The organism is Streptomyces daghestanicus (assembly GCF_020521275.1).
GTDB lineage: Bacteria > Actinomycetota > Actinomycetes > Streptomycetales > Streptomycetaceae > Streptomyces > Streptomyces griseoviridis.
Genome location: NZ_BNDX01000003.1, coordinates 26,563 through 47,603, shown reverse-complemented (window position 1 = coordinate 47,603; position 21,041 = coordinate 26,563). Strand labels below are relative to the sequence as shown.

Annotated in this window: 18 protein-coding genes, 2 tRNA genes and 1 pseudogene; 12 read left to right on the top strand and 9 right to left on the bottom strand. The window is 71.2% G+C overall.

Features of this window, described 5'->3' with window-relative positions; all coding sequences use genetic code 11:
* The first annotated feature begins 61 nt into the window (after positions 1–61).
* Both Sdagh_RS06820 and Sdagh_RS06815 read left to right on the top strand, forming a co-directional pair.
* Positions 62–973 carry a radical SAM/SPASM domain-containing protein gene (locus tag Sdagh_RS06820; RefSeq protein WP_190076620.1) on the top strand — a complete coding sequence of 304 codons (912 nt, stop codon included), beginning with the start codon at positions 62–64 and terminating at the stop codon, positions 971–973.
* A complete protein-coding gene (locus Sdagh_RS06815) occupies positions 970–2,103 on the top strand; it encodes a methyltransferase domain-containing protein (protein ID WP_190076619.1) in 1,134 nt (377 codons plus the stop codon). The genes Sdagh_RS06820 and Sdagh_RS06815 overlap by 4 nt, the downstream gene beginning before the upstream one ends.
* Before the next feature lie 59 nt (positions 2,104–2,162).
* Here Sdagh_RS06815 and Sdagh_RS06810 read toward each other — a convergent pair whose 3' ends face one another.
* The 3 genes from Sdagh_RS06810 to Sdagh_RS06800 all read right to left on the bottom strand — a co-directional run bounded on the left by Sdagh_RS06810 (position 2,163) and on the right by Sdagh_RS06800 (position 4,523).
* A complete protein-coding gene (locus Sdagh_RS06810) occupies positions 2,163–2,420 on the bottom strand; it encodes a helix-turn-helix domain-containing protein (protein WP_189414560.1) in 258 nt (85 codons plus the stop codon).
* 505 nt (positions 2,421–2,925) lie between these two features.
* A tRNA-Arg gene (locus Sdagh_RS06805) sits at positions 2,926–2,998 on the bottom strand.
* A gap of 268 nt (positions 2,999–3,266) precedes the next feature.
* On the bottom strand, positions 3,267–4,523 hold the full coding sequence (locus Sdagh_RS06800) for a hypothetical protein (RefSeq protein WP_190076618.1): 1,257 nt from the start codon (positions 4,521–4,523) through the stop codon (positions 3,267–3,269).
* A gap of 3 nt (positions 4,524–4,526) precedes the next feature.
* On the opposite strand from Sdagh_RS06800, the gene Sdagh_RS06795 reads away from it, so the two are divergent.
* Together Sdagh_RS06795 and Sdagh_RS06790 are read left to right on the top strand one after the other, a co-directional pair.
* Positions 4,527–5,132 carry a tyrosine-type recombinase/integrase gene (locus Sdagh_RS06795; protein ID WP_264201181.1) on the top strand — a complete coding sequence of 202 codons (606 nt, stop codon included), beginning with the start codon at positions 4,527–4,529 and terminating at the stop codon, positions 5,130–5,132.
* Positions 5,133–5,600: 468 nt separating this feature from the next.
* Entirely contained in the window at positions 5,601–5,780 is a 180-nt protein-coding gene (locus tag Sdagh_RS06790) for a hypothetical protein (protein WP_190076617.1), read from the top strand.
* A 478-nt stretch (positions 5,781–6,258) separates the two neighbouring features.
* On the opposite strand, the gene Sdagh_RS06785 is transcribed toward Sdagh_RS06790, so the two are convergent.
* A tRNA-Arg gene (locus tag Sdagh_RS06785) sits at positions 6,259–6,331 on the bottom strand.
* A 132-nt stretch (positions 6,332–6,463) separates the two neighbouring features.
* Complete coding sequence (locus tag Sdagh_RS06780) at positions 6,464–7,747, bottom strand: M6 family metalloprotease domain-containing protein (RefSeq protein ID WP_190076616.1); 1,284 nt, start codon at positions 7,745–7,747, stop codon at positions 6,464–6,466.
* Positions 7,748–8,101: 354 nt separating this feature from the next.
* On the opposite strand from Sdagh_RS06780, the gene Sdagh_RS06775 reads away from it, so the two are divergent.
* On the top strand, positions 8,102–8,761 hold the full coding sequence (locus tag Sdagh_RS06775; RefSeq protein ID WP_190076615.1) for a TetR/AcrR family transcriptional regulator: 660 nt from the start codon (positions 8,102–8,104) through the stop codon (positions 8,759–8,761).
* 325 nt (positions 8,762–9,086) lie between these two features.
* Complete coding sequence (locus tag Sdagh_RS06770; RefSeq protein ID WP_189414634.1) at positions 9,087–10,625, top strand: MFS transporter; 1,539 nt, start codon at positions 9,087–9,089, stop codon at positions 10,623–10,625.
* Positions 10,626–10,778: 153 nt separating this feature from the next.
* Here the strand turns inward: Sdagh_RS06770 and Sdagh_RS06765 are convergent, their stop codons facing one another.
* The gene (locus Sdagh_RS06765) at positions 10,779–11,294 is read right to left on the bottom strand and encodes a MarR family winged helix-turn-helix transcriptional regulator (protein ID WP_189414635.1); all 516 of its coding nucleotides are present in this window, start codon (positions 11,292–11,294) and stop codon (positions 10,779–10,781) included.
* Between the two features lie 163 nt (positions 11,295–11,457).
* On the opposite strand from Sdagh_RS06765, the gene Sdagh_RS06760 reads away from it, so the two are divergent.
* Positions 11,458–12,219, top strand: a complete 762-nt coding sequence (locus tag Sdagh_RS06760) for a dioxygenase family protein (protein ID WP_190009281.1) — start codon at positions 11,458–11,460, stop codon at positions 12,217–12,219.
* Positions 12,220–12,241: 22 nt separating this feature from the next.
* Here the strand turns inward: Sdagh_RS06760 and Sdagh_RS06755 are convergent, their stop codons facing one another.
* Positions 12,242–12,760, bottom strand: a complete 519-nt coding sequence (locus Sdagh_RS06755; RefSeq protein ID WP_372478415.1) for a GNAT family N-acetyltransferase — start codon at positions 12,758–12,760, stop codon at positions 12,242–12,244.
* 202 nt (positions 12,761–12,962) lie between these two features.
* On the opposite strand from Sdagh_RS06755, the gene Sdagh_RS06750 reads away from it, so the two are divergent.
* The gene (locus Sdagh_RS06750) at positions 12,963–13,961 is read left to right on the top strand and encodes a sigma-70 family RNA polymerase sigma factor (protein ID WP_190009075.1); all 999 of its coding nucleotides are present in this window, start codon (positions 12,963–12,965) and stop codon (positions 13,959–13,961) included.
* Between the two features lie 606 nt (positions 13,962–14,567).
* Entirely contained in the window at positions 14,568–15,221 is a 654-nt protein-coding gene (locus Sdagh_RS06745; protein ID WP_370594965.1) for a TetR/AcrR family transcriptional regulator, read from the top strand.
* 19 nt (positions 15,222–15,240) lie between these two features.
* Here the strand turns inward: Sdagh_RS06745 and Sdagh_RS06740 are convergent, their stop codons facing one another.
* A complete protein-coding gene (locus Sdagh_RS06740) occupies positions 15,241–16,209 on the bottom strand; it encodes a helix-turn-helix transcriptional regulator (RefSeq protein ID WP_189414638.1) in 969 nt (322 codons plus the stop codon).
* Between the two features lie 159 nt (positions 16,210–16,368).
* Here Sdagh_RS06740 and Sdagh_RS06735 point away from each other — a divergent pair, with 159 nt between their 5' ends.
* From Sdagh_RS06735 to Sdagh_RS06725, 3 genes are read left to right on the top strand one after another with little or no spacing between them, the layout of a single operon-like run.
* Entirely contained in the window at positions 16,369–17,130 is a 762-nt protein-coding gene (locus tag Sdagh_RS06735) for a DeoR/GlpR family DNA-binding transcription regulator (RefSeq protein WP_189414639.1), read from the top strand.
* Positions 17,127–18,074 carry a 1-phosphofructokinase gene (gene pfkB / locus Sdagh_RS06730; protein WP_189414640.1) on the top strand — a complete coding sequence of 316 codons (948 nt, stop codon included), beginning with the start codon at positions 17,127–17,129 and terminating at the stop codon, positions 18,072–18,074. The genes Sdagh_RS06735 and pfkB overlap by 4 nt, the downstream gene beginning before the upstream one ends.
* A gap of 20 nt (positions 18,075–18,094) precedes the next feature.
* Positions 18,095–20,176, top strand: a complete 2,082-nt coding sequence (locus Sdagh_RS06725; RefSeq protein WP_189414814.1) for a PTS fructose transporter subunit IIABC — start codon at positions 18,095–18,097, stop codon at positions 20,174–20,176.
* A 58-nt stretch (positions 20,177–20,234) separates the two neighbouring features.
* On the opposite strand, the pseudogene Sdagh_RS06720 reads toward Sdagh_RS06725, so the two are convergent.
* Positions 20,235–20,982 (bottom strand): annotated as a pseudogene (locus Sdagh_RS06720) (DUF6227 family protein).
* Positions 20,983–21,041 lie beyond the last annotated feature (59 nt).

Sequence of the window (21,041 nt, the reverse complement as noted above, 5' to 3'; positions counted from 1 at the left end):
CCCCCTGCCCTGCGCGCCCGGGACGTCCCTTCCTGTTCCAGCCCTCGATCTGGAGGACCCCATGAGCACAGCCACCATCCCGCAAGCGGCCACGTCCCCGGTGGCCGGTATCCGCTCGGTAGAGCTGGAGATCACCGGCCGCTGCCAGCTGTCGTGCAGCCACTGCTGCACCAGCTCGGGGCCCAAGGCGTCCACCGGCAGCATGTCCCCGCAGGCATGGTTGGACGTCATCACGGACGTCGCCGCCCTCGGCATCCCCGCGGTGCAGTTCATCGGCGGGGAGCCGACTCTCGCGCCCTACCTCCCCCTGTTCGTCGGCCACGCCCTGGGCGCCGGCCTGAACGTCGAGGTCTACTCCAACCTCGCCAACATCCGCCCCCGCCTCTGGAAGTGCTTCGAGCGGCCCGGCGTCTCGCTGGCCACCAGCTACTACAGCGACCAGGCCGAGCAGCACGAGCAGATCACCCACGGCCCGGGCAGCTACCGCCGCACCCGCGCCAACATCACCGAGGCCCTCCGCCGGGGCATCCCCCTGCGGGCCGGCATCGTCGAGGTCCTCGACGGGCAGCGCGTCGCCCAGGCGCAGGAGGAACTGCGCCGCCTGGGCGTCACCCGTATCCAGGTCGACCGCGTCCGCCGGGTCGGCCGGGCCGCCGACCCGGCCGTCTCCGTCCCGTCGACGGGCGAGCTGTGCGGGCACTGCTTCCGCCACCGCGTCTCGGTCGACCCGGACGGGCAGGTCAGCGGCTGCATCCTCTCTCGGTTCCTCGTCGCCGGAAATGTCCGCGAGCAGCGCCTGGCGGACATCCTGCGCAGCGACCGGTGGCAGCAGCTCACCGACTCCGTGCCGGCCCCGCGCGCGGCCTGCCCGCCGGACGACTCCGGCGACTGCGACCCGTCCAACACCGAGGCGTGCGACCCTGCGTACGACGACGTCCTGACGCCCACCGCGGGCCTGGAGGTGACCGCGTGATCTGGGAGAAGCACGCCGCCGAACTGGCCGACCGGGTCGCCGGCCGCGGTTCGCGCTGGCACGAGCCCGTGGCCCGTACGCCCCGGCACGTCTTCGTACCGGCCTGGTGGGAGCCCGAGGACGGACAGTGGGCACTGCGCCGGCCCACCAGCGACCTCGGCTGGTACACCGCCGCCTACGGCGACCGCTCGCTTATCACCCGCGTGGGCCCGCTGCACGCCGACGCCGCCGATCACCATGACCGCCCCATGGGGCGGCCGACGTCCTCCGCGACGCTGCCCAGCCTCACTGTCCAGATGCTCCGGCATGCCCGCATCAACGACGGTGACACGCTGCTGGACGTGGGCACGGGCAGCGGGTACGGGACCGCCCTTGCCTGCCGCCGCCTCGGCGACACGGCAGTCACCAGCGTCGACGTGGACCTCTACCTCGTCGACGCCGCCCGGCAGCGGCTGGCCTCGATCGGCCTGGCACCGCGCCTGGCCGCGGTCGACGCGACCGGGCCGCTGCCCGCCACCGAGGGCCAGTTCGACCGAATCATGGCGACCGTCTCCGTCCGCAGCGTCCCCAGCGCCTGGCTGACCGCCCTGCGCGTCGGGGGCCGGCTCGTCACCACGATCGCCGGCACGTCACTGATCCTCACCGCCGAGAGGCAGGAGGACGGCGGAGCCGTGGGCCGGATCGCATGGGACCGGGCCGGGTTCATGCAGGCCCGCACCGGCGACGACTACCCGCCGGAGGTCATCGAGGTCCTGGCGGCCGCCCACTACGCCGAGGGCGACGAGGTCACCACCTCGCCGTACCCGGTGCTCGACGTAGGGCAGGCATGGGACGTCGACTCCATGCTGGGCGTCCTCGCCCCCGGCGTCGAGCACTCCTACGAGGAGACGGGCGACCGGCGGACCGCAGTGCTGGCGCACGCGGACGGCTCCTGGGCCCGGGCCACGGGCACCGGCACCGAGCCGCCCATCGTGCACCAGGCCGGCCCCCGCCGCCTCTGGAGCATCCTCGACGAGATCCGCTCCCACTGGCTCCAGCACGGCGAACTGCCGGTGCGCGGCGCCCGCGTCCGCATCCTCCCCGACGGACGGACCCGGCTCTCCCGAGGCGGCTGGCACAAGCAGCTCTGACGGCCGGCCCCGGACCTGGTCGGCGCCGCCGCCCAGGGAGGTCGCCCCTGTCACCCCCGTCAGGGGCGGCCTCCAGCGGCTGGGCGCACGAGCTCGGCGACGTCGACGCCGATCGCGTCGGCGATGCGGATGAGGGTGTCCAGCAGGGGTGAGGAGTGGCCCTGCTCGATGCGGCTGTAGGTGGCCACGTCGATTCCGGACCGACCGCAGACGTCCCGCTGGCTGAGGTTGTGGTGCTCACGCACGCGTCTGATCTGTTCCCCGACCTGGCGGCGGCGGGCGATGACCCGGTCGTCGGGCGGGGTGGGGCGCGGCACAGGTCCACGTTCCCGACCGCGTGATCAAAAAGGATTACGGTCAACCCTAATCTGTGTGATCTTGAACGGAGTGGGAATCGATCCAGCGCGACGACCGGCGACTCTGCGGCGGATCAATAAATGTCCGTAGGACTTAGATGGATGCGCACTACAATCGAACGTACGTTCACACGAATGGGTGACTGACACCGTGGATGGGTGCCTGTTAGCTACAAGCAAGCCAGCACGGCAATAGCGTGTCGGGTCGTTCGGCGTGGTGCCCCCCTCTCGGGCGACCCGGCACTCTTGGCTCCCGCACTCCCTGCGAGGGAGAGTGGGGGCCGCTCTCTCCGTTTTGGGCCCGTGACCTGCGCGAACAGCATGATCATTTAGGAGAGATTTAGGAGGGGCGCCTTCGTGGCGAGGTGTAGCGAGGGTGTCAGAAAACGTAGTCAGGCCGGGCAGACGTAAGGCCCAGGTCCGGGAAATTGCTCCCTGACCTGGGCCTTAGCCGTTCCTCACCTTGTGCCCCCGGCAGGATTCGAACCTGCGACACCCGCTTTAGGAGAGCGGGTGGAGGATCACGCTGCTGACCTGGCGCTTCACTACCTGGTCAGGCAGTCGGAGACCCGACCGCACGGCACCTTCGTTGACCGTGGCTGACCCCTGAATCTGGCACGGTTGTGGCACGACCCAAGTCGGCGACAGTCCGCCACAATGCTGGGTGCGTCGCCCGATCAGGCGCGTGTGCGGTGAGCAGGCTGCGGTCGGCTTGCTGTGTCAGTCGTCCGCGTGTGGTTGCATCATGTCGCCAGGGCCGCCGGCGTCGCTCGCCCAGCGCGATCCAAGCTGAAACCGTAGAGGTTTTCATCCTAGGGGATTCGCTCGCGATCCTCCGTTCGCGAAAAAATCATCTGCGACAGATACATCAACCCCTTCTGACTTCCAGACGTTCTTTTCGTAGGTGCGAATTGTGGACATTTGAGTGACCTCATACTGCACCGTAATGTTGCCCATGGTGAAAGTTTGTGTGGCGCTCTGATAGCTCGCCTGAAAGGCATCTCGGGCTTCATTGAGTATTTTAAGGATGTAGACCACGTCACCGTCGCTGTTTTGCACGATCTGAGTAAGGGTGCGGTAGTCGACAACGCTCGTTGCAGAGCTTTCGGTATCGAAAAACATGCCCGCGTTCTCTGACGTTGCGATCAGGGTACGCAGTGGCATCATGCCCTCGGGGAAGGGTTCGGGATCCATCGAAATGACTTGCTTGAGCATAAAATCCGTGCCGACCTCGCTCTTCAGGGCATCCAAAATCCTTCTGACCTGTTTGAAGGCTTTGGGCATGCTGTCTGAATGCGTGACCCGAAGGTGGTCTTTTGCCCAGGATGAGGGGATGGGGGATTTTGCTTCGATCAGAAAAACAAAATATCCGAGCGTACGCTCTCGGGAGACAATCAAAAGGTCGATATCTGGCGCACCCTTGGATACATTCTCCAGTTGCACATTCTTCTTGACGAAAAAGCCCTGGCTTTCGAACAGGTTGGCCAGCTTGTCTACGAACCTTGTTCCAAGGTGATTGCTCACCCTGGAAAGGAAGTGCTTGGGATTTTTTGTGGCGTGTATGCGGAGCAGTCGAGATGGGGCATCACTGGTGATCAGAGTCTGTGGGATCATTATAAGATCCCTGCTACCCGCTTGAGAAACGATCGGGTAGTACATGGGTTGCATCTTGGTTTGCTCGTTGTAGATCAGATCGGAAAGAACGGATTGGACTACCTCGGTTTCGATCTCTGTGCCTCGGTGCACCTCATGTACCAGAGCATCTTGGGGGTACTGGAACGTGGGCCAAGTTTCGTTGGCTTCTGCCCAGTATTGGTGGTACAGACACTTGGCCAACAGGTACTCGTAGACATCACGGAAGGCCCGGTATGGGTAACCCACGAGGGCGATGTGATCTGTTTCTGAGTCCAGGATGTCAAAATTAAGCTCCATGCGCCGCTTCGCTTCACTTCTAATCAGATGAAAAGCTTCCTGGATGTGGTCACCTTCGCCAAATTCTTCTTGGTTACGCAATAGGCGCCTAATTCGTCCGCCTGTTTCTTTGAAATTATTTTGCAGTTGCAAGAAATCGACGAATCGCGCATTCCAGCTCTGTGCGAACTGGCGAGGGATAGACGGGTCCGGCTGCTCGTGCTCCTGGCGGCCTTCACCACCCTGCGGTTCGGGGAGCTGGCGGCCCTGCGGCGCCGGGACATCGACCTGGAGGGGCTGACCGTCACCGTGCGCCGGGCTCAGGCCGAGCTGCAGGACGGCCGGCTCTTCGACAAGGCGCCGAAATCCGCGGCCGGGGTGCGCTCCGTGTCCTTCCCGGCCGAACTGCTCGACGCGGTCGCGTACCACTTGGAGCACTTCGCCGCTCCCGGCCGCGACGGGCACGTCTTCGTCGGGCCGCAGGGCGGGCAGCTGCGGCGGAGCAACTTCCGGGACGACTGGGTCAAGGCCCGGAGGGATGCGGGCGTCACGGCCGAGCTGCACTTCCACGATCTTCGGCACACGGGCAACACGCTGGCCTCGACGGCCGGCGCCAGCACGCGGGAGCTGATGACGAGGATGGGGCACAGCAGCTCCCGGGCCGCGTTGATCTACCAGCACATGACCAGCGACCGTGACCGGGCCATCGCCGACCGGCTCGGGGCCATGATCCGGGGCGGTGGGGGAGCGGCCTCCGGCTAGGGGACGTGGACTCCGCGTGGACTGGGACGCGTGCGGCACGACCGCTGAAACGACGAAGGGCCAACCTGGGAGGAAACGCCTCCCGAGCTGGCCCTTCTGCCTGTGCCCCCGGCAGGATTCGAACTTGCGACCTGGCCGCAGTCGCCCACTGGTCCATGACGTTACGCATAGGCGAGATCAAGCCAACTTTGAACCGGAAGATGATCATCCGTGGCCATCTGCGCAGATGGCTAAGAAAAAGGCGCAGGTCAGGCGTCTGTAGCCTCACCTACAGAAAACTTGGAGAGCGGCAAAAGCCCTGCTAGCGAACACAGTTGAGTCCGTGGCTGACGGCTGCCGTTGACCACATCAACCCCACCTCGTGGCACATACCGTCTACGGAAACGCGGACGGGGACCGCCCCGGCATGGGCGATCCCCGCAGTGTCCGCGTGCAATGCCCCAGCGAGAGCAAAACAAGGACAGGCCCATGGAAGCACAGATGTGGAAACCTCTGCGGATCGAGTACCGCCGCCCCCAACTTCAGGACTGGATTAACGTGGCCACCCTCGGCACCGCAGTCCACCTGCAACCGCAGGTCCCGACCGGATTCGCCTTCGCGGCCGCGGTGGCCCTCCTCCGGTGCCTGCGCTACCGCCGTACTGTCTGAATCCACACCACAAGACCGAAGTCCCTTGTTGCACACAGCGGCAGGGGGCTTCGCCTGTTCCGCCACCCCCAGGTCGGACGGACGTCCACACCACGGGGCCCGTCGGCATCTCTCGCCTCGCGCCAGCACAGTGCCGCTGACGTCTGCCGTCGTTGACGTCGGCACTGCTGTCACTGCCAACAGCGGCAGAGCTTTCCGCTGTACACGTCCCTCTGTGTAGCTTGAGGATCAGGGGCGTAGTGCCAGACCGAGGATCCGTCCGGCACAGTATCTCGTAGCACGGCAGCGCGCACACGGCGACTGTGATCGGGGCATCGCTGACCGCCTCGGCGTCACGATCCGCGATGGTGGGGAAGACGCCTCCGGCCGGAATGGTGACGGGTCCACCCAAACGTAGTGGCACGCGAGTGGCACGGCACAGGAAACGACGAAGGGCCAGTCCCGGAGGAAATCCCTCCTGAGCTGGCCCTTCTGCCTGTGCCCCCGGCAGGATTCGAACCTGCGACACCCGCTTTAGGAGAGCGGTGCTCTATCCCCTGAGCTACGAAGGCCGGAGGTCGTGGAGACCTCGCCGCGGTCAGTGTAGCGGGTGGGATTCGGTGGCGGGGGTGTAGGCCAGGGGGCCGGCGCAGGGAGTGGAGGGGGCGTGGGGCGGCGGGCTGCCGAGGGGGTGGTGGAGGGCGTCAGTGGCGGGTCACTCGTATCGCGTGGTCGCCCTTCAGGTCCGCGCTCGCGACCGTGATTGTCACTCCGTTGCGGGGGTCCTCGAAGGTCTCGCCGGGGGTGAACGCCGCGTCGGAGAGTTCGGCGTGGACGTTGGGGCTGCGGGTGCAGCCGCCGCTGTCCCGGCGGGAGTCATAGACCTTCACCGGGCCCATGCCGGTGTCGACGTCCGCGTCGACCTTGTAGATCAGGACGCCGGGCCGGCACACCGCCTCGTCGTTGCCCTCGCGGGTGCGCAGCTCCACGGCGTAGCCGGAGCGGGCGTCCAGGGGGAGGAAGACCAGCTTGGGGCCGCCGGGGCGGGCCAGGGGGGTGAGGTCGTACTCCTTGGTGCCGGGGGTCGACGCGCAGTGCACCTGGTTCGCGTCGAGCCAGCCCAGTTTCCACTTGTGCCAGCCGACCAGGTCGTTGTTGGCGCCCCAGTCCTCGCTCATGATGTCCCAGTGCCCGGCCGCGCCGCCGCCCTCCTGCGTGTACAGGTCGGGCAGGCCGAAGACGTGGCCGTTCTCGTGGGGGAGGACCCGGTAGCCGGTCCTGCCGTAGGAGCCGGAGCCGTCGTCCTGGCGGGAGTAGACGAACGAGGCGTTGGCGACGGGGACGCCGTCTGCGACCGGGGCCTCGTGGTTGCCGGCGAAGGTGACGGAGAGGACCGTGTCCAGGGCGGAGGGGCCCGCGTTCGGGGTGACCAGGATGTTGAGGAGGTCGTAGTCGCTGAAGTCGACCTCGGGGTCGGCCGTCGTCACGATGTCCTCGACCAGCTCGCGGTAGGCGGGGTCGAAGGGGGCGCCGCGTTCTATGCCGTACTCGGCGAAGGGCTTGGGCATGCGCAGCCAGTCGCGGACCGGGGCCTCCGGGCGGTAGTCGAGGCGGCCGTAGGAGCTGGTGCGGAACCAGTTCCGGGTCTGCGGGAAGAACTCGGCGTAGCGGTCGAGGGCCGTGCCCTCGCCGGGGGCGTCGGAGAAGTCGACCATCAGATTGAGGGCACGGACGGTGCCGGTGGAGCGGGAGTAGCCGTGCGAGGTCGGGACGCCCTCCGACATCTGCACCTCGGCCCCGCCGGTGATCATGCAGGGACCGTGCGCGGAGGAGCGGGAGAGGGAGGCCGGTGCGGCGCCGGCCGCGGTGGCGCCGGGCGGGAGCCGGCCGGTGCCGGCCGAGGTGCTGACGGCCAGGGTCAGGGCGGAGACGGAGACGAGGGCGGCCACGCGGCGGGGGCGTATCCGACGGCGCGCTGGTGGCTGCATCCAGTCCTCCCGGGGCCCGGCAGCCGCCGGTCCATCGGCTGCACCCTGCAATCACCCTGTGTCGGGGCGGGCGGGGGCGCGCGCTGGGGGAGACCGATCGAGGGTTTTCCGGACCGGCGCGCATACCCGGCCGGAGGCCGGCGCGCGTACACAGCTCGGAGGCCTACGCGCGTACATCCCCCGGGACCCGCGCGCATGCGCGGTCGCGTGTGACGCAGGTCACGGGAGTTCGTCGGCGGGTGGGGAAATAACCGGGGATCGGTTCCCCGTTTAGACCTGTGTCCGAGCGAAACGGGGACTTCTTCCCCGGTTCGTAAACACTCGGTCAAGTCCAGCGAAGCGAAGGAGTACGCCGTGCAGACCGCGACCCCCGTGCAGCGCAAGGTGCCCCGGCCCCGCGCCGACGCCCTGCGCAACCGGGAGCGGATCCTCACCGCCGCCCAGGAGATGTTCGTCGAGCACGGCCCCGAGGTGCCGCTCGACGAGGTCGCCCGCCGGGCCGGTGTCGGCAACGCCACGGTGTACCGGAACTTCCCCGACCGGGACGCCCTCGTCCGCGAGGTCGTCTGCTCGGTGATGGACCGCATGGCGGGGGCGGCCGAGGTCGCCCTCGCGCGCGGCGGCGACCCGTTCGCCGCGCTGGAGCGCTTCGTGCACGTCGCCGCCGACCAGCGGATCAGCGCGCTGTGCCCGATGGTCTCCACCACGTTCGACCAGCACCACCCCGACCTGGAAGCGGCCCGTGAGCGGGTCGAGGGACTCGTCGGCGAGATCATGGAGCGGGCCAGGACGGCCGGGCAGTTGCGGAGCGATGTGGACGTCGGTGACCTGCTGGTCGCCGTGGCCCAGCTCAGCCGCCCGCCGGCCGGTACGCGGTGCCTGGGCGGCGACCGTTTCACCCACCGTCATCTTCAGCTGTTCCTGGACGGACTGCGGGCACCGGCCCGCTCCGTCCTTCCGGGCGCGGCCATCACCGTGGAGGACCTGCGCCGGCCCTGCGACCAGCTCAGCTAGCCCAGCCAACAGTCCGTACACCCTCCGAGACCTCACGCCCCCCACGGCGTTCCACCGGCCCGGCGTCCTGACCCGGACGCCACCGCCGGTTCCGCAGCACCCAGCGAAACCTCAGTACGCAGCAGGACTCCAGGCGGCCGTCGGCGTGGACGGGCCGTATCCGGTCCTGCCCGCCCGCGGTGCCTCCGGCGCCCCGTTCTTCCATCACCTCGTCTTTCCGTCACTTCGTCTTTCCGTCACTTCCTCTCTCCGTCACTTCCTCTCTCCGTCACCTCGTCTTTCCGTCACCTGTTTTCCGTCACAACGTCCCGAAGTGGGTACTCCCATGTCCGAAGCAGCCCTCAAGGCCGCGCCCGGCGTCCCCGACGCCAACCGCTGGAAAGCGCTCGTCTTCATCGCGCTCGCCCAGCTGATGGTCGTCCTCGACTCGACCATCGTGAACATCGCCCTGCCCTCCGCCCAGCAGGACCTCGGCATCTCCGACGGCAACCGGCAGTGGGTCGTCACGGCCTACGCGCTCGCCTTCGGCGGTCTGCTGCTGTTCGGCGGCCGGATAGCCGACCTGTGGGGCCGCAAGCGCACCTTCGTCGTCGGACTGATCGGCTTCGCGCTGGCCTCCGCGCTGGGCGGCGCCGCCACCAACGAGGCGATGATGTTCGGCGCCCGCGCGCTCCAGGGCGCCTTCGGCGCGCTGCTCGCGCCCGCCGCGCTCTCCCTGCTCGCCGTGACCTTCACCGACGCCAAGGAGCGCGCCAAGGCGTTCGGCATCTACGGCGCCATCGCCGGTGGCGGTGCCGCGGTCGGTCTGATCCTCGGCGGCTTCCTCACCGAGTACCTGGACTGGCGCTGGACGTTCTTCGTCAACATCCCGTTCGCCGTGGTCGCCGCGGCCGGTGCCTGGTTCGTCATCAACGAGCCGGCCGGCAGCCGCAACCGCTCGACGCTCGACATCCCCGGCGTCATCCTGTCCACCCTGGGCCTGGTCGCCCTGGTCTACGGCTTCACCCGTGCCGAGTCCGAGGGCTGGAGCGAGGCCACCACGGTCGGCATGTTCGTCGCCGCCGCGGTGCTGCTGGTCACCTTCGTGTTCGTCGAGTCCCGCGTGAAGGCCCCGCTGCTGCCGCTGCGCGTGGTCGCCGACCGCACCCGCGGCGGCATCTACCTCTCGCTGGGTCTCGCCATCATCGGCATGTTCGGCCTGTTCCTCTTCCTCACCTACTACCTGCAGATCGTGAAGGGCTACTCGCCGGTCAAGACCGGCTTCGCCTTCATGCCGATGGTCGCGGGCATGATCACGGGCTCCACCCAGATCGGCACCCGTCTGATGACCCGGGTCCGGCCGCGGTTCCTGATGGGCCCCGGCTTCCTGGTCGCCGCGGTCGGCATGCTGCTGCTGACCCAGCTGGAGATCGACACGTCCTACGCCGCGGTGCTGCTGCCCGGCATGCTGCTGCTGGGTCTCGGCATGGGTACGGCGTTCATGCCGGCCATGTCCATGGCCACGCAGGGCGTGCGGCCGCAGGACGCCGGTGTCGCCTCCGCGATGGTCAACACCTCCCAGCAGGTGGGCGGCGCGATCGGCACGGCCCTGCTGAACACGATCGCCGCCTCCGCCACCGCGTCCTACATCACCGACCACATCGGCGGTGCCACCAGCCGGACCCAGCAGCAGCTGGTCCAGCTCCAGGGGCAGGTGCAGGGCTACACCAGCGCGATCTGGTTCGCCGTCGGCATCCTGGTCGCGGCCGGCGTCATCGCCCTGACCCTCGTCAACGCCGGCCGTCCGGGCGCCACCGCGCCCGCCGCCTCCGGTGACGGCGAGGGCGCCGAGGAGGAGCTGCCGATCCCGGTCATCGCCCACTGAGGCCGTAGCGCCGGCACCACCCGCGGTACCTGCCTTCGGGCAGCACCCGTATCACCCCTTCGGGCACCACCCGGCACGACCCGCACCACCCGTGCGTACGAGGAGGGGACGCCCCGTACGCACGGCCCCGGCGGACCCGCCCCGGCGGCGCGCTCAGCGCAGCCAGGGCAGGTCCGCGCCCGCTCCGGCGGGCTGGAGTCCCTCGGCGACGATCCGCATGATCTCGCCGAGGGACTCCTGCTGTTCGGGGGTGAGCCGCTCGAACACGGCCTGCCGGACGGCGGCCACATGGCCCGGCGCGGTCCGCTCCAGCACCGCGACCCCCTCGTCCGTGAGGACCGCGAACTGGCCCCGCTTGTCGGACGGGCAGTCCTCGCGGCGCACCCAGCCGTTCTTCTCCAGGCGCGCGACCGCGTGCGAGAGGCGGGACCGGGTGATCTTCGCCGACCGCGCCAGCTCCGTCATCCGTAGCCGCCGCCGGGGCGACTCGCCGAGCTTGACCAGCAGGCCGTAGTACATGTGCGGCATGCCCGCGTCGCGCTGGAGCTGGCGGTCGAGGTGGTCCTCCAGGAGGGTCGCCGCCTCCAGGTACGAACGCCAGACGAGCTGTTCCCCGGCGGTGAGCCAGCGCGGCTCGCGCTCGGACGGGGAGGTGGAGGGCGTAGTCATGCGTCCACTGTACGAGGTTGCTTCTTGAAGCTTCAACAAATGCGGCGTAGCCTCGTCGTCCGAGCACGCTTGATACTTCAAGTACCCGCATCGCGTGATGCCGTAGGGAGCCGCCGTCATGTCCGCCGCCACCGAGGAGCTGCCCGCCGCCGGCCGGGAGCGCATGCCCGCCCTCTACCTGAGCCACGGCGCCCCGCCCCTGGCCGACGACCCGGTCTGGCCGGGCGAGCTGGCCGCCTGGGCCGCCGCGCTGCCGCGCCCGAAGGCGATCCTCGTCGTCTCCGCCCACTGGGAGGAGGCCCCGCTCGCCCTCGGCGCGGTCGAGACCGTCCCGCTCGTCCACGACTTCTGGGGCTTCCCCGAGCACTACTACCGCGTCCGGTACGACGCTCCCGGCGCCCCCGCGCTCGCCGACTCCGTCCGCAAGCTGCTGCGCGCCCCCGGCACACCCGTGCAGGACGTCCCGGACCGGGGCCTCGACCACGGCGCCTATGTCCCGCTCGTCGAGATGTACCCGGACGCCGACCTGCCCGTCCTCCAGATCTCCCTGCCCACCCTCGACCCGGTGCGGCTGATGGAGGTCGGGCGGCGGCTGGCGCCGCTGCGCGACGAGGGCGTCCTGATCGTCGGCTCCGGCTTCTTCACCCACAACCTGGCCGCGCTGCGGCAGGCCGGCACCCCCGCCTGGTCCGCCGAGTTCGACGACTGGGGGCGGCGCGCGCTGGACGCCGGGGACCTCGACGCGCTGCTCGACTTCGGGCGCAAGTCGCCGGCGGGCCGGCTCGCCCACCCGCGCACCGAGCACTTCGCGCCGCTGTTCGTGACACTGGGCGCGGCGGACGCGGCCGGTGAGCTGGGCAGCCAGCGGTCGGTGATCGACGGGTTCTGGATGGGGCTGGCCAAGCGGTCGGTGCAGTTCGGCTGACCGGGGCCGGCGGTATCCGGGACTACAGCTCCTTCTCGTACCAGGCCACGTCCCAGTACCGCCCGAACTTGCGGCCGACCTCCCGGTGGGTGCCGACGTGCCGGAAGCCGAAGCGCTCGTGCAGCCGGACCGACGCCTCGTTGGGCTGCGCGATGCCGGCGTAGGCCCGGTGCAGGTCCTCGCCGGCCAGCGCCTCGAAGAGGGCCCCGTAGAGCAGGGTGCCGATGCCCCGGCGGCCGGCCCGCGGCGCCACGTACACCGTGACCTCCACGGAGGTGGCGTACGCGGGTTTCGGGCGGAAGGGGCCGGAGGTGGCGTACCCCAGAATCTCCTGTGACCGGCTGTCCGCGGCAACCATCAGGCGGTGCGGTCCGTCTTCAGGGTGGGAGAGCAGCCAGGGGCGGCGCTCCTCGGGGGTGAACGGCTCGGTGTCGAAGGTGACGGCCGTCTCACTCACGTAGTGGTTGTAGAGCGCGGTGAGGGCCCTGAGGTCACCGTCGACCCCCGGCCTGACCTGGACATCGGCACCCTCCGACAGCATCACGCCTCCTCATGCGGCGGCACAGGGTACTGCATGATCAGAAAATTCGGAGGACGGGGTGGGAATTCTGTCCGGATTCCAGTCGTTGTTTCCATCGGATGCAGGGCACCCGAGGAGAGTCCGAGGCAAGCAGGGGCGAACCGGGAGGGCGTCTGGGCATCTGCGAACGACCCGCTGACCCCACCATCGCAAGGGAGCACGCATGGCAACCCGTGCCGTCGCCCGTCGTAAGTCCGCCACCGGCGAGACGAGCGACGCGGCAACCAGCGTCCGCGCCAACGGCGGCGAGCTCGCCGACCGCGATCTGGTCGGCATGTACCTCGACGAGATCGCGCGTACACCGCTGCTCGACGCCGCCAAGGAGGTCGAGCTGTCCCAGACCATCGAGGCGGGTGTGTTCGCACGACAGGTCCTTGAAGGTTACGAGGACACCGAGGCGGACGCCAGTCGTGAGGAGCTCCAGGCCCTGGTCGAGGAGGGCGAGCGGGCGAAGGACGTCTTCATCCGCTCCAACCTCCGGCTGGTCGTCGCCGTCGCCCGTCGCTACCCCCGCAGCGGCCTGCCGCTCCTCGACCTGATCCAGGAGGGCAACGCCGGCCTGGTCCGCGCGGTCGAGAAGTTCGACTACCGCAAGGGCTTCAAGTTCTCCACGTACGCGACCTGGTGGATCCGGCAGGCCATCACCCGGTCGATCGCCGACCAGTCCCGCACCATCCGGCTCCCCGTCCACCTGGTGGAGGAGCTGGGCCGCATCCGCCGCGTGCAGCGCGAGTTCAACCGTGAGCACGGCCGCGAGCCGGAGCACGCCGAGATCGCCAAGGAGCTGGGCTCCACGCCCGAGCGCGTCACCGACGTGCTCGACTGGGCCCGCGACCCGGTCTCGCTGAACATGCCGGTGGACGACGAGGGCGAGACCCAGTTCGGCGACCTGCTGGAGGACTCCTCCGCCGTCTCGCCCGAGCAGTCCGTGATGACGCTGCTGCGCAGCGAGGAGCTGGACGACCTGATCGGCCGCCTCGACCCGCGCACGGCCTCCATCATCAAGATGCGGTACGGCATCGAGGACGGCCGGGAGCGTACGCTGACCGAGGTCGGCAAGGAACACGGCCTGACCCGCGAGCGGATCCGGCAGATCGAGAAGCACGCGCTGCTGGAACTGAAGAAGCTGGCCCGCGACACCGGTTTCGAGGCCGCGGCCTGACCGGCGCCGGCGCCCCCGGCGCACGCCGGTGGTGCGGGGCCGCGCGCCGCCGACGAAGATGACTGTGTAACGCTGCTTCAAACCCTGGGGTCCTGGGAACAAGCATTCAGGGTCACCAGTTCGGGCCCGGCCAGGGCCCGTCCGACCGGGCCTTCGGCCCCCGAGACCACGTCCCGTCGCACTCCCCCCGGCGCCGGGACGTCCCCAGCCGGGCTCGGCGCTCTCCCCCCCCCGGGCGCCCGAGCCCGGCTCCTCTCTGTCCGCGTACGCCAGGAGTCCGGAGCCGTGCGGGCGCGGGGGCGGTGGAACGGCGGGGCACCCCGAACCTGAACCCCGGGGTGGCCCGCCAGATGGCAGATTGTGCCACAGGGGCATACATTGCCGATGGTGAGCAGCACCACTCCAGCACCCGGCCGCCGCCCCGGCCCGCCTTCCGGCGCCCCTCCCTCCCCCGGCGCCCCTCCCTCCCCCGGCGCCCCTCCCTCCCCCGGCGCCCCTTCCTCTCCCGGCGCCCCTTCCTCTCCCGGCGCCTCTTCCTCCTCCGGCTCCTCCTCCCCTCCGGGCTCGGCTTCCCCGTCCAGGGGTGCCCGGGCCGGCGCCCTGTCGCTGAGCGAGCGGCGCAAGGCCGAGACGCGGGGGGAGATCGCGCGGGCCGCCGCCCGGCTCTTCGTACGGCAGGGACTGCGGGCCACCCGGGCCGAGGACATCGCCCTGGCCGCCGGCGTCGCCCCGCGCACCTTCTACCGCTACTTCGCCACCAAGGAGGAGGCCGTCGCGCCCCTCTACGCGGCGGGCGCCGACCTCTGGGCGGAGGCGGTGCGCGCCGCGCCGGCCGAACTGCCCCCGCACCAGGCCCTGGAGCACGCGGTCCGGCACACGCTGACCCCCGGCGCCGGGGTGTCGGCGGCCTCCTGGGAGTGGACCCGGCCGCTGATCCGCCTGACCGAGTCCAGCCCCGCCCTGCGGAAGGTCTGGGCGGAGGTCTGCCACGCCGCCGACCGGTCCCTCGCCCAGGTGCTGGCCGCCCGTGCCGCACGGGGCGACGACGACGTCGCCGTGCGGCTGGCGGCCTCGCCCGGAGCGAGGTTCGCCGCGGCGGCGGCCGCCGCCGCGGTCCGGGTGGCCGTGGAGCAGTGGGCCTTCGACGACTCTCCGGGGAACGCCGGGCGCGGCCCGCTCGACCTGGCCCTGCGCAACCTGGAGGCGCTGCGGCACCTGCCGTGGGAGTCGCTGCTGGGGATGCCCGGCCGGCCCGGCTGAGCGGACGGGAAGGGGGCTGTCACTCCCCGGCGGCCCGCGTCAGCCGCGCCCCCAGCTCCCGTACGCCCGCCACCAGTTCCGCCGGTTCCCGGACCGTGAAGTCGACGCCGGTCAGGGCCAGGCGTACCGCCAGCCATTCCACCGGGTCCGTCGCGGTCGTCCGCAGGGCGCAGGCGGTGCCGTCGTCCGTGGGCTCCGGCGTCCCGAGCCACCCCGGCAGCCGGGCGGCGACGACGTCCGCCGGGGCGGCGAACGTCACGTGCACCTCGTACGAGTCGCCCTGGCGGTACATGGACCGGCGCAGGTACTCCGCCGCGCTGCCGGTCGGCAGCTCCCGCGGGGTGAACCGGGCGCCGGTCGCGAACGGCTCGCTCACCCGGTCGACGCGGAAGGTCCGCCAGTCGGCGCGGTCGAGGTCGTAGGCGACGAGGTACCAGCGGCGGCCGGTCGAGACGAGCCGGTACGGCTCGGTCAGGCGCCGGGTGGGGGTGCCGTCGGCGGCGCGGTAGGCGAACCGCAGCCGTTCCCGGCCGGCCACCGCCGAGGCCATGACGGTCAGCGTCTCGGGGGCGATGGTGGAGCCGTCGCCGCCGGTCAGCGGGGTGGTCGCGGCCTGGAGGGTGGTGACGCGGTGGCGCAGCCGGGACGGCAGGACCTGCTCCAGTTTGGCCAGCGCGCGCACCGACGCCTCGTCCAGGCCCGCCACCGCGTGGCCGGCGCCGGCCCGCAGGCCGACCGCGATCGCCACCGTCTCCTCGTCGTCGAGGAGCAGCGGGGGCATCGCCTTGCCCGCGACCAGGCGGTAGCCGCCTTCGGAGCCCAGGGTGGCCCGGACCGGGTAGCCGAGGTCGCGCAGCCGCTCGACGTCCCGCCGGACGGTGCGCCGCGAGACCCCCAGCCGGTCGGCCAGTTCGGCGCCGGGCCACTCGCGGGGCGTCTGGAGGAGGGAGAGGAGGGTGAGGAGCCGGGCCGGGGTGTCGGTCGTCATGCCGGGAGGATGCCGTGGATCGAGGACAGAGGCTGACCTCATGAGAAGAGGGCGTGCCCGTTCGTGTCCGGGCAAGCCCGGATGTGTTTACTTCTCGGTTTCACGGACGTAATGTCCCTCCGAAACAACACGTTCGGGCACGGTCGGAGGAAGACGGACATGTACGCACCGGAGCGGCAGCAGGAGATCCTCCGGCTCGCCCGGGACGGCGGACGGGTGGACGTGGTGTCGCTGGCCGAGGAGTTCCAGGTGACGGCGGAGACCATCCGCCGGGACCTGAGGGCGCTGGACCGCGCCGGCCTGCTCCGCCGGGTGCACGGCGGCGCGATCCCCGCCGGACGCCTCGACTTCGAACCCGACCTCGCCGAGCGCGAGACCACCGCCGCCGACGAGAAGGACCGCATCGCGCGGGCCGCCCTCGCGGAGCTGCCGGCCGACGGCACGGTGATCCTGGACGCCGGTTCCACGGTGGCCCGGCTGGCCGCCGCCGTACCGCGGGGGGCGGCGCTCACCGTCGTCACGCACAGCCTGCCCACCGCCGCGCGGCTCGCCGACCACCCCGGCATCCAGCTCCACCTGGTCGGCGGGCGGGTCCGGCACCGCACCCGGGCCGCCGTCGACGCCTGGGCGCTGCGCGCGTACGGCGAGATCCGCGCCGACGTCGTCTTCCTGGCGGCCAACGGCTTCTCCGCCGAACACGGCCTGACCACCCCCGACCTCGCCGAGGCCGCCGTGAAACGGGCCGCCGTCGCCGCCGCCCGCCGCGTGGTGCTGCTCGCCGACTCCGCGAAGCACGGGCAGGAGCACTTCGCCCGGTTCGGCGGCCTGGCCGACGTGGACCTGCTGATCACCGACAGCGGGCTGAGCCCGGACGACGCCGCGGCGATCGGGCGCGGCGGCACGGAAGTGGTACGCGCGTGATCCTCACCGTCACCCCCAACCCGTCCCTGGACCGCACCTACGAGGTGCCCGCCCTGGACCGCGGCGAGGTCGTCCGCGCCACCGGCGAACGCGTCGACCCCGGCGGCAAGGGCGTCAACGTCTCCCGCGCGGTCACCGCCGCCGGCCGCCGCACGGTCGCGGTCCTGCCGCTCGGCGGCGCCCCCGGCGCGCTCGTCGCCGCGCTGCTCGACGCGCAGGGCATCGAGGTCGCCGCGGTGCCGGTGGCCGGCGCCACCCGCTCCAACATCGCCCTCGCCGAGGCGGACGGCGTCCTGACGAAGATCAACGCGCCCGGCCCCGAGCTGTCGGCCGCCGAACGGGAGGCGCTCCTGGAGACCGTACGGTCCCGCTCGCGCGACGCCGACTGGATCGCCTGCTGCGGCAGCCTGCCGCGCGGCCTCGCCCCCTCCTGGTACGCCGAGCTGGTCGCCCGCGCCCACGCGGCCGGCGTCCGGATCGCCCTGGACACCTCCGGACCGGCGCTGCTGCGGGCGCTGCCCGAGCGGCCCGACGTGGTGAAGCCCAACGCCGCCGAGCTGGCGGAGGCGGTCGGCCGGCCGCTGGCGACCGTGGGTGACGCGGCGCGGGCGGCCGGAGAGCTGCGGGAGCGGGGCGCGCGGGCGGTGCTGGCGAGCCTCGGCGCCGACGGCCAGCTCCTGGTGTCGGAGGCGGGCACCTGGTTCGGCGCCGCCCCGGTGGCCGCCGTCCGCAGCAACGTCGGCGCCGGCGACGCCTCGCTCGCCGGGTTCCTGGCCGCGGGCGGCACCGGACCGGAGGCGCTGGCCTCGGCGGTCGCGCACGGCGCGGCGGCCGTCGGCCTGCCGGGCAGCGTGATGCCGGCCCCGGCCGACCTGGACCCGGCCGCCGTCACGGTCACCGCCGAGGTGCCGGTGGACCGACCCCTGAAGGAACCGGTGTCATGAACCCCGCGAAGGAGTCCGCGATGAGCGACCTGATCACCGCCGACCTGGTCGACCTCGACCTCGACCGGTCCGCCGACGGCAAGGAGGGGGCGGCCCGCGCGCTCGCCGGGCGGATGGCGGCCGCGGGCCGGGTGACCGACCTCGACGGTTTCCTCGCCGACGTGGCCGCCCGCGAGGCGCAGATGCCGACCGGCCTGGACGGCGGCATCGGCATCCCGCACTGCCGCAGCGCGCACGTCACCGAGCCGACGCTCGCCTTCGGGCGCAGTACGCGGGGCATCGACTTCGGGGCGGCGGACGGACCCGCCGACCTGGTCTTCCTGATCGCCGCGCCGGCCGGTGCGGACGACGCCCATCTGACGATCCTGTCTGCACTCGCCCGGCAGCTGATGAACACCGCGTTCACGGACGCGCTGCGGGCGGCGCGGGACGCGGGGACGGCGGCGGCGCTGATCCGGGGAGAGGCGCCGGCGGAGGCGCCGGCCAGGGAGGAAGGGCCGGTGGAGGCGCCGGCCAGGCAGGAAGGGCCGGTGGAGGCGCCGGCCGGCTCTGCGGGCGCCGGTAGCGAGGAGGACGCCGGAAGCCAGGAGGACGCCGGTGCCCCGGTGTTCCGTGTCGTCGCCGTCACCTCCTGCCCCACCGGCATCGCGCACACCTACATGGCGGCCGAGGCGCTTCGGAACGCGGCCCGCGACGCCGGTGTCGACCTCGTCGTCGAGACCCAGGGCTCGGCCGGCTTCACCCGCCTCGACCCCGCGCTGATCGAGGCCGCGGACGGCGTGATCCTCGCCCATGACGTGGCCGTGCGCGACAAGGCCCGGTTCGCGGGCAAGCCCACCGTCGACACCGGGGTCAAGGCGGCCGTCAACCGGCCCGCCGAACTGATAGCGGAGGTCCGCGCGAAGGCCGCCCGCGGCGAGGTCACGGCCGGTACGACACCCGTCGAACGGACCGGCGACCCGGCCGAGGGCTACGGCGGCAGACTCCGCACGTGGCTGATGTCCGGCGTCAGTTACATGGTCCCCTTCGTCGCCGCCGGCGGTCTCCTCATCGCCCTCGGCTTCGCGATCGGCGGCTACGAGATCAACAAGGCGCCCTCGGTCATGGACCACTTCCTGTGGACCCAGGCCGACAGCTGGGCGGCGCTGCTCTTCCAGATCGGCAACGTCGCCTTCGCCTTCCTCGTCCCCGTGCTCGCCGGGTACATCGCCTACGGCATGGCCGACCGCCCCGGTCTGGTCCCCGGCTTCGTCGGCGGCTCCGTCGCGCTGACCATCGAGGCCGGCTTCCTCGGCGGTCTGGCGGCCGGGCTGCTCTCCGGGGCCGTGGTGCTGGCGATCCAGCGGGTGCGCATCCCGGCGGCGCTGCGCGGCATCATGCCGGTGGTGGTGATCCCGCTGATCTCCGCGGCGGTCGTCGGGTTCCTGATGTTCGTGGTGATCGGCAAGCCCATCGCCTCCGCGCAGAAGGCCATGACCGACTGGCTGGGCGGGCTGTCCGGCACCAACGCCGTCCTGCTCGGCGCGCTGCTCGGCCTGATGATGTGCTTCGACCTCGGCGGCCCGGTCAACAAGGTCGCCTACACCTTCGCCACCGCCGGCATCGCGGTCGCCGACCCCAGCGACTCCGCGATGAAGATCATGGCGGCGGTGATGGCGGCCGGCATGGTCCCGCCGCTCGCGATGGCCCTCGCCACGACGGTCCGCGGCCGTCTCTTCAACGCCGCCGAACGCGAGAACGGCAAGGCCGCCTGGGTGCTCGGCGCCTCCTTCATCTCCGAGGGCGCGATCCCGTTCGCCGCGGCCGACCCGCTGCGGGTCATCCCGGCCTCGATGGCGGGCGGCGCGCTCACCGGGGCGCTGTCGATGGCCTTCGACGCCACCCTGCGCGCCCCGCACGGCGGTGCCTTCGTGGTGCCGCTGATCGGCAACCCGCTGCTCTACCTGGTCGCCGTCGCGGCGGGCGTCTGCGTCACCACCGCCCTGGTCGTCCTGCTCAAGGGCCTGCGCACCCCGGCACCGGGCACCCCGGAGGCCGAGCGTCCCGGCGGCACCCGGGCGGCGGCCGGGACGCCGGGGGAGAAGCAGACGGCGACGGCGTGACCCCGACGCGAGCGGCGTCGGCCGGCGCGGACGGGCGGCGGGTGGTCGACGCGAGCGGTCAGCGCTGGTGGGTCGCGCGCCGCTCCATCGCCTGCCGGGCGGCGTCCTCGCTGACGTACACCTCGCACATGTGCCGTCCGTCGGGCGTCGCCGTGTGCTCGACCTCCCAGAGGGAGACCTCCTCGCCCGTCCGGAGCAGGAAGGCGTGCTCGTAGAGCGAGAACGGCGGTCCGGTGCGGCCCACCCGGCCGGGGCGGCCGAACGCCTGCGTGATCTGGTGCGCCGCCGCCGTGGCCAGCCGCGCCGCGGTGTCGGCGCCGGGCCGGTCGGGGTTCTCCGCCCGGCGCAGCAGCCGGCGTGCGTGGTCCGCCGAGCCCTCCGGCAGATAGGTGAGGCGCGGAGCGGGTAACGAGGACGGCTGGACCAGCACCGGCAGCTCGAAGTCCGGGGTCTCCTTGCGGCAGGGGGAGCCGGGCGGTGGCGGCGCCCAGCTCCTCGTCGTCGACATACACCTCGTGCTGCGGCTCGCCGCCCGGGGTGGTGTTGTGCACCAGCTCCCAGAGGGTGAGCGCGGAGCCGTCGGCGAGGAGCCAGGTGTGCCGGTACGTCTCCCGGTGCAGCCCCGCGCTGTGGTGCGCGGAGTGCAGGGAACTGTCGTGTGCCAGCGCGCAGTCCAGCCGCCGCATCGTCTCGTCGGGCAGCTCGAACGAGTTCAGGGCACGGCCGAGCAGTCGCGCGAGATGCTCCTCCGGAGACTCGGGCGACTCGGATGGTTCGTACGCTGCGGTCTCGTACGGAACGCTCAAGGTCTCTCCCGGCGTTGCTGCATGTCACCTTGTGGGTGCATACCGTAGCCCCTCGGTCG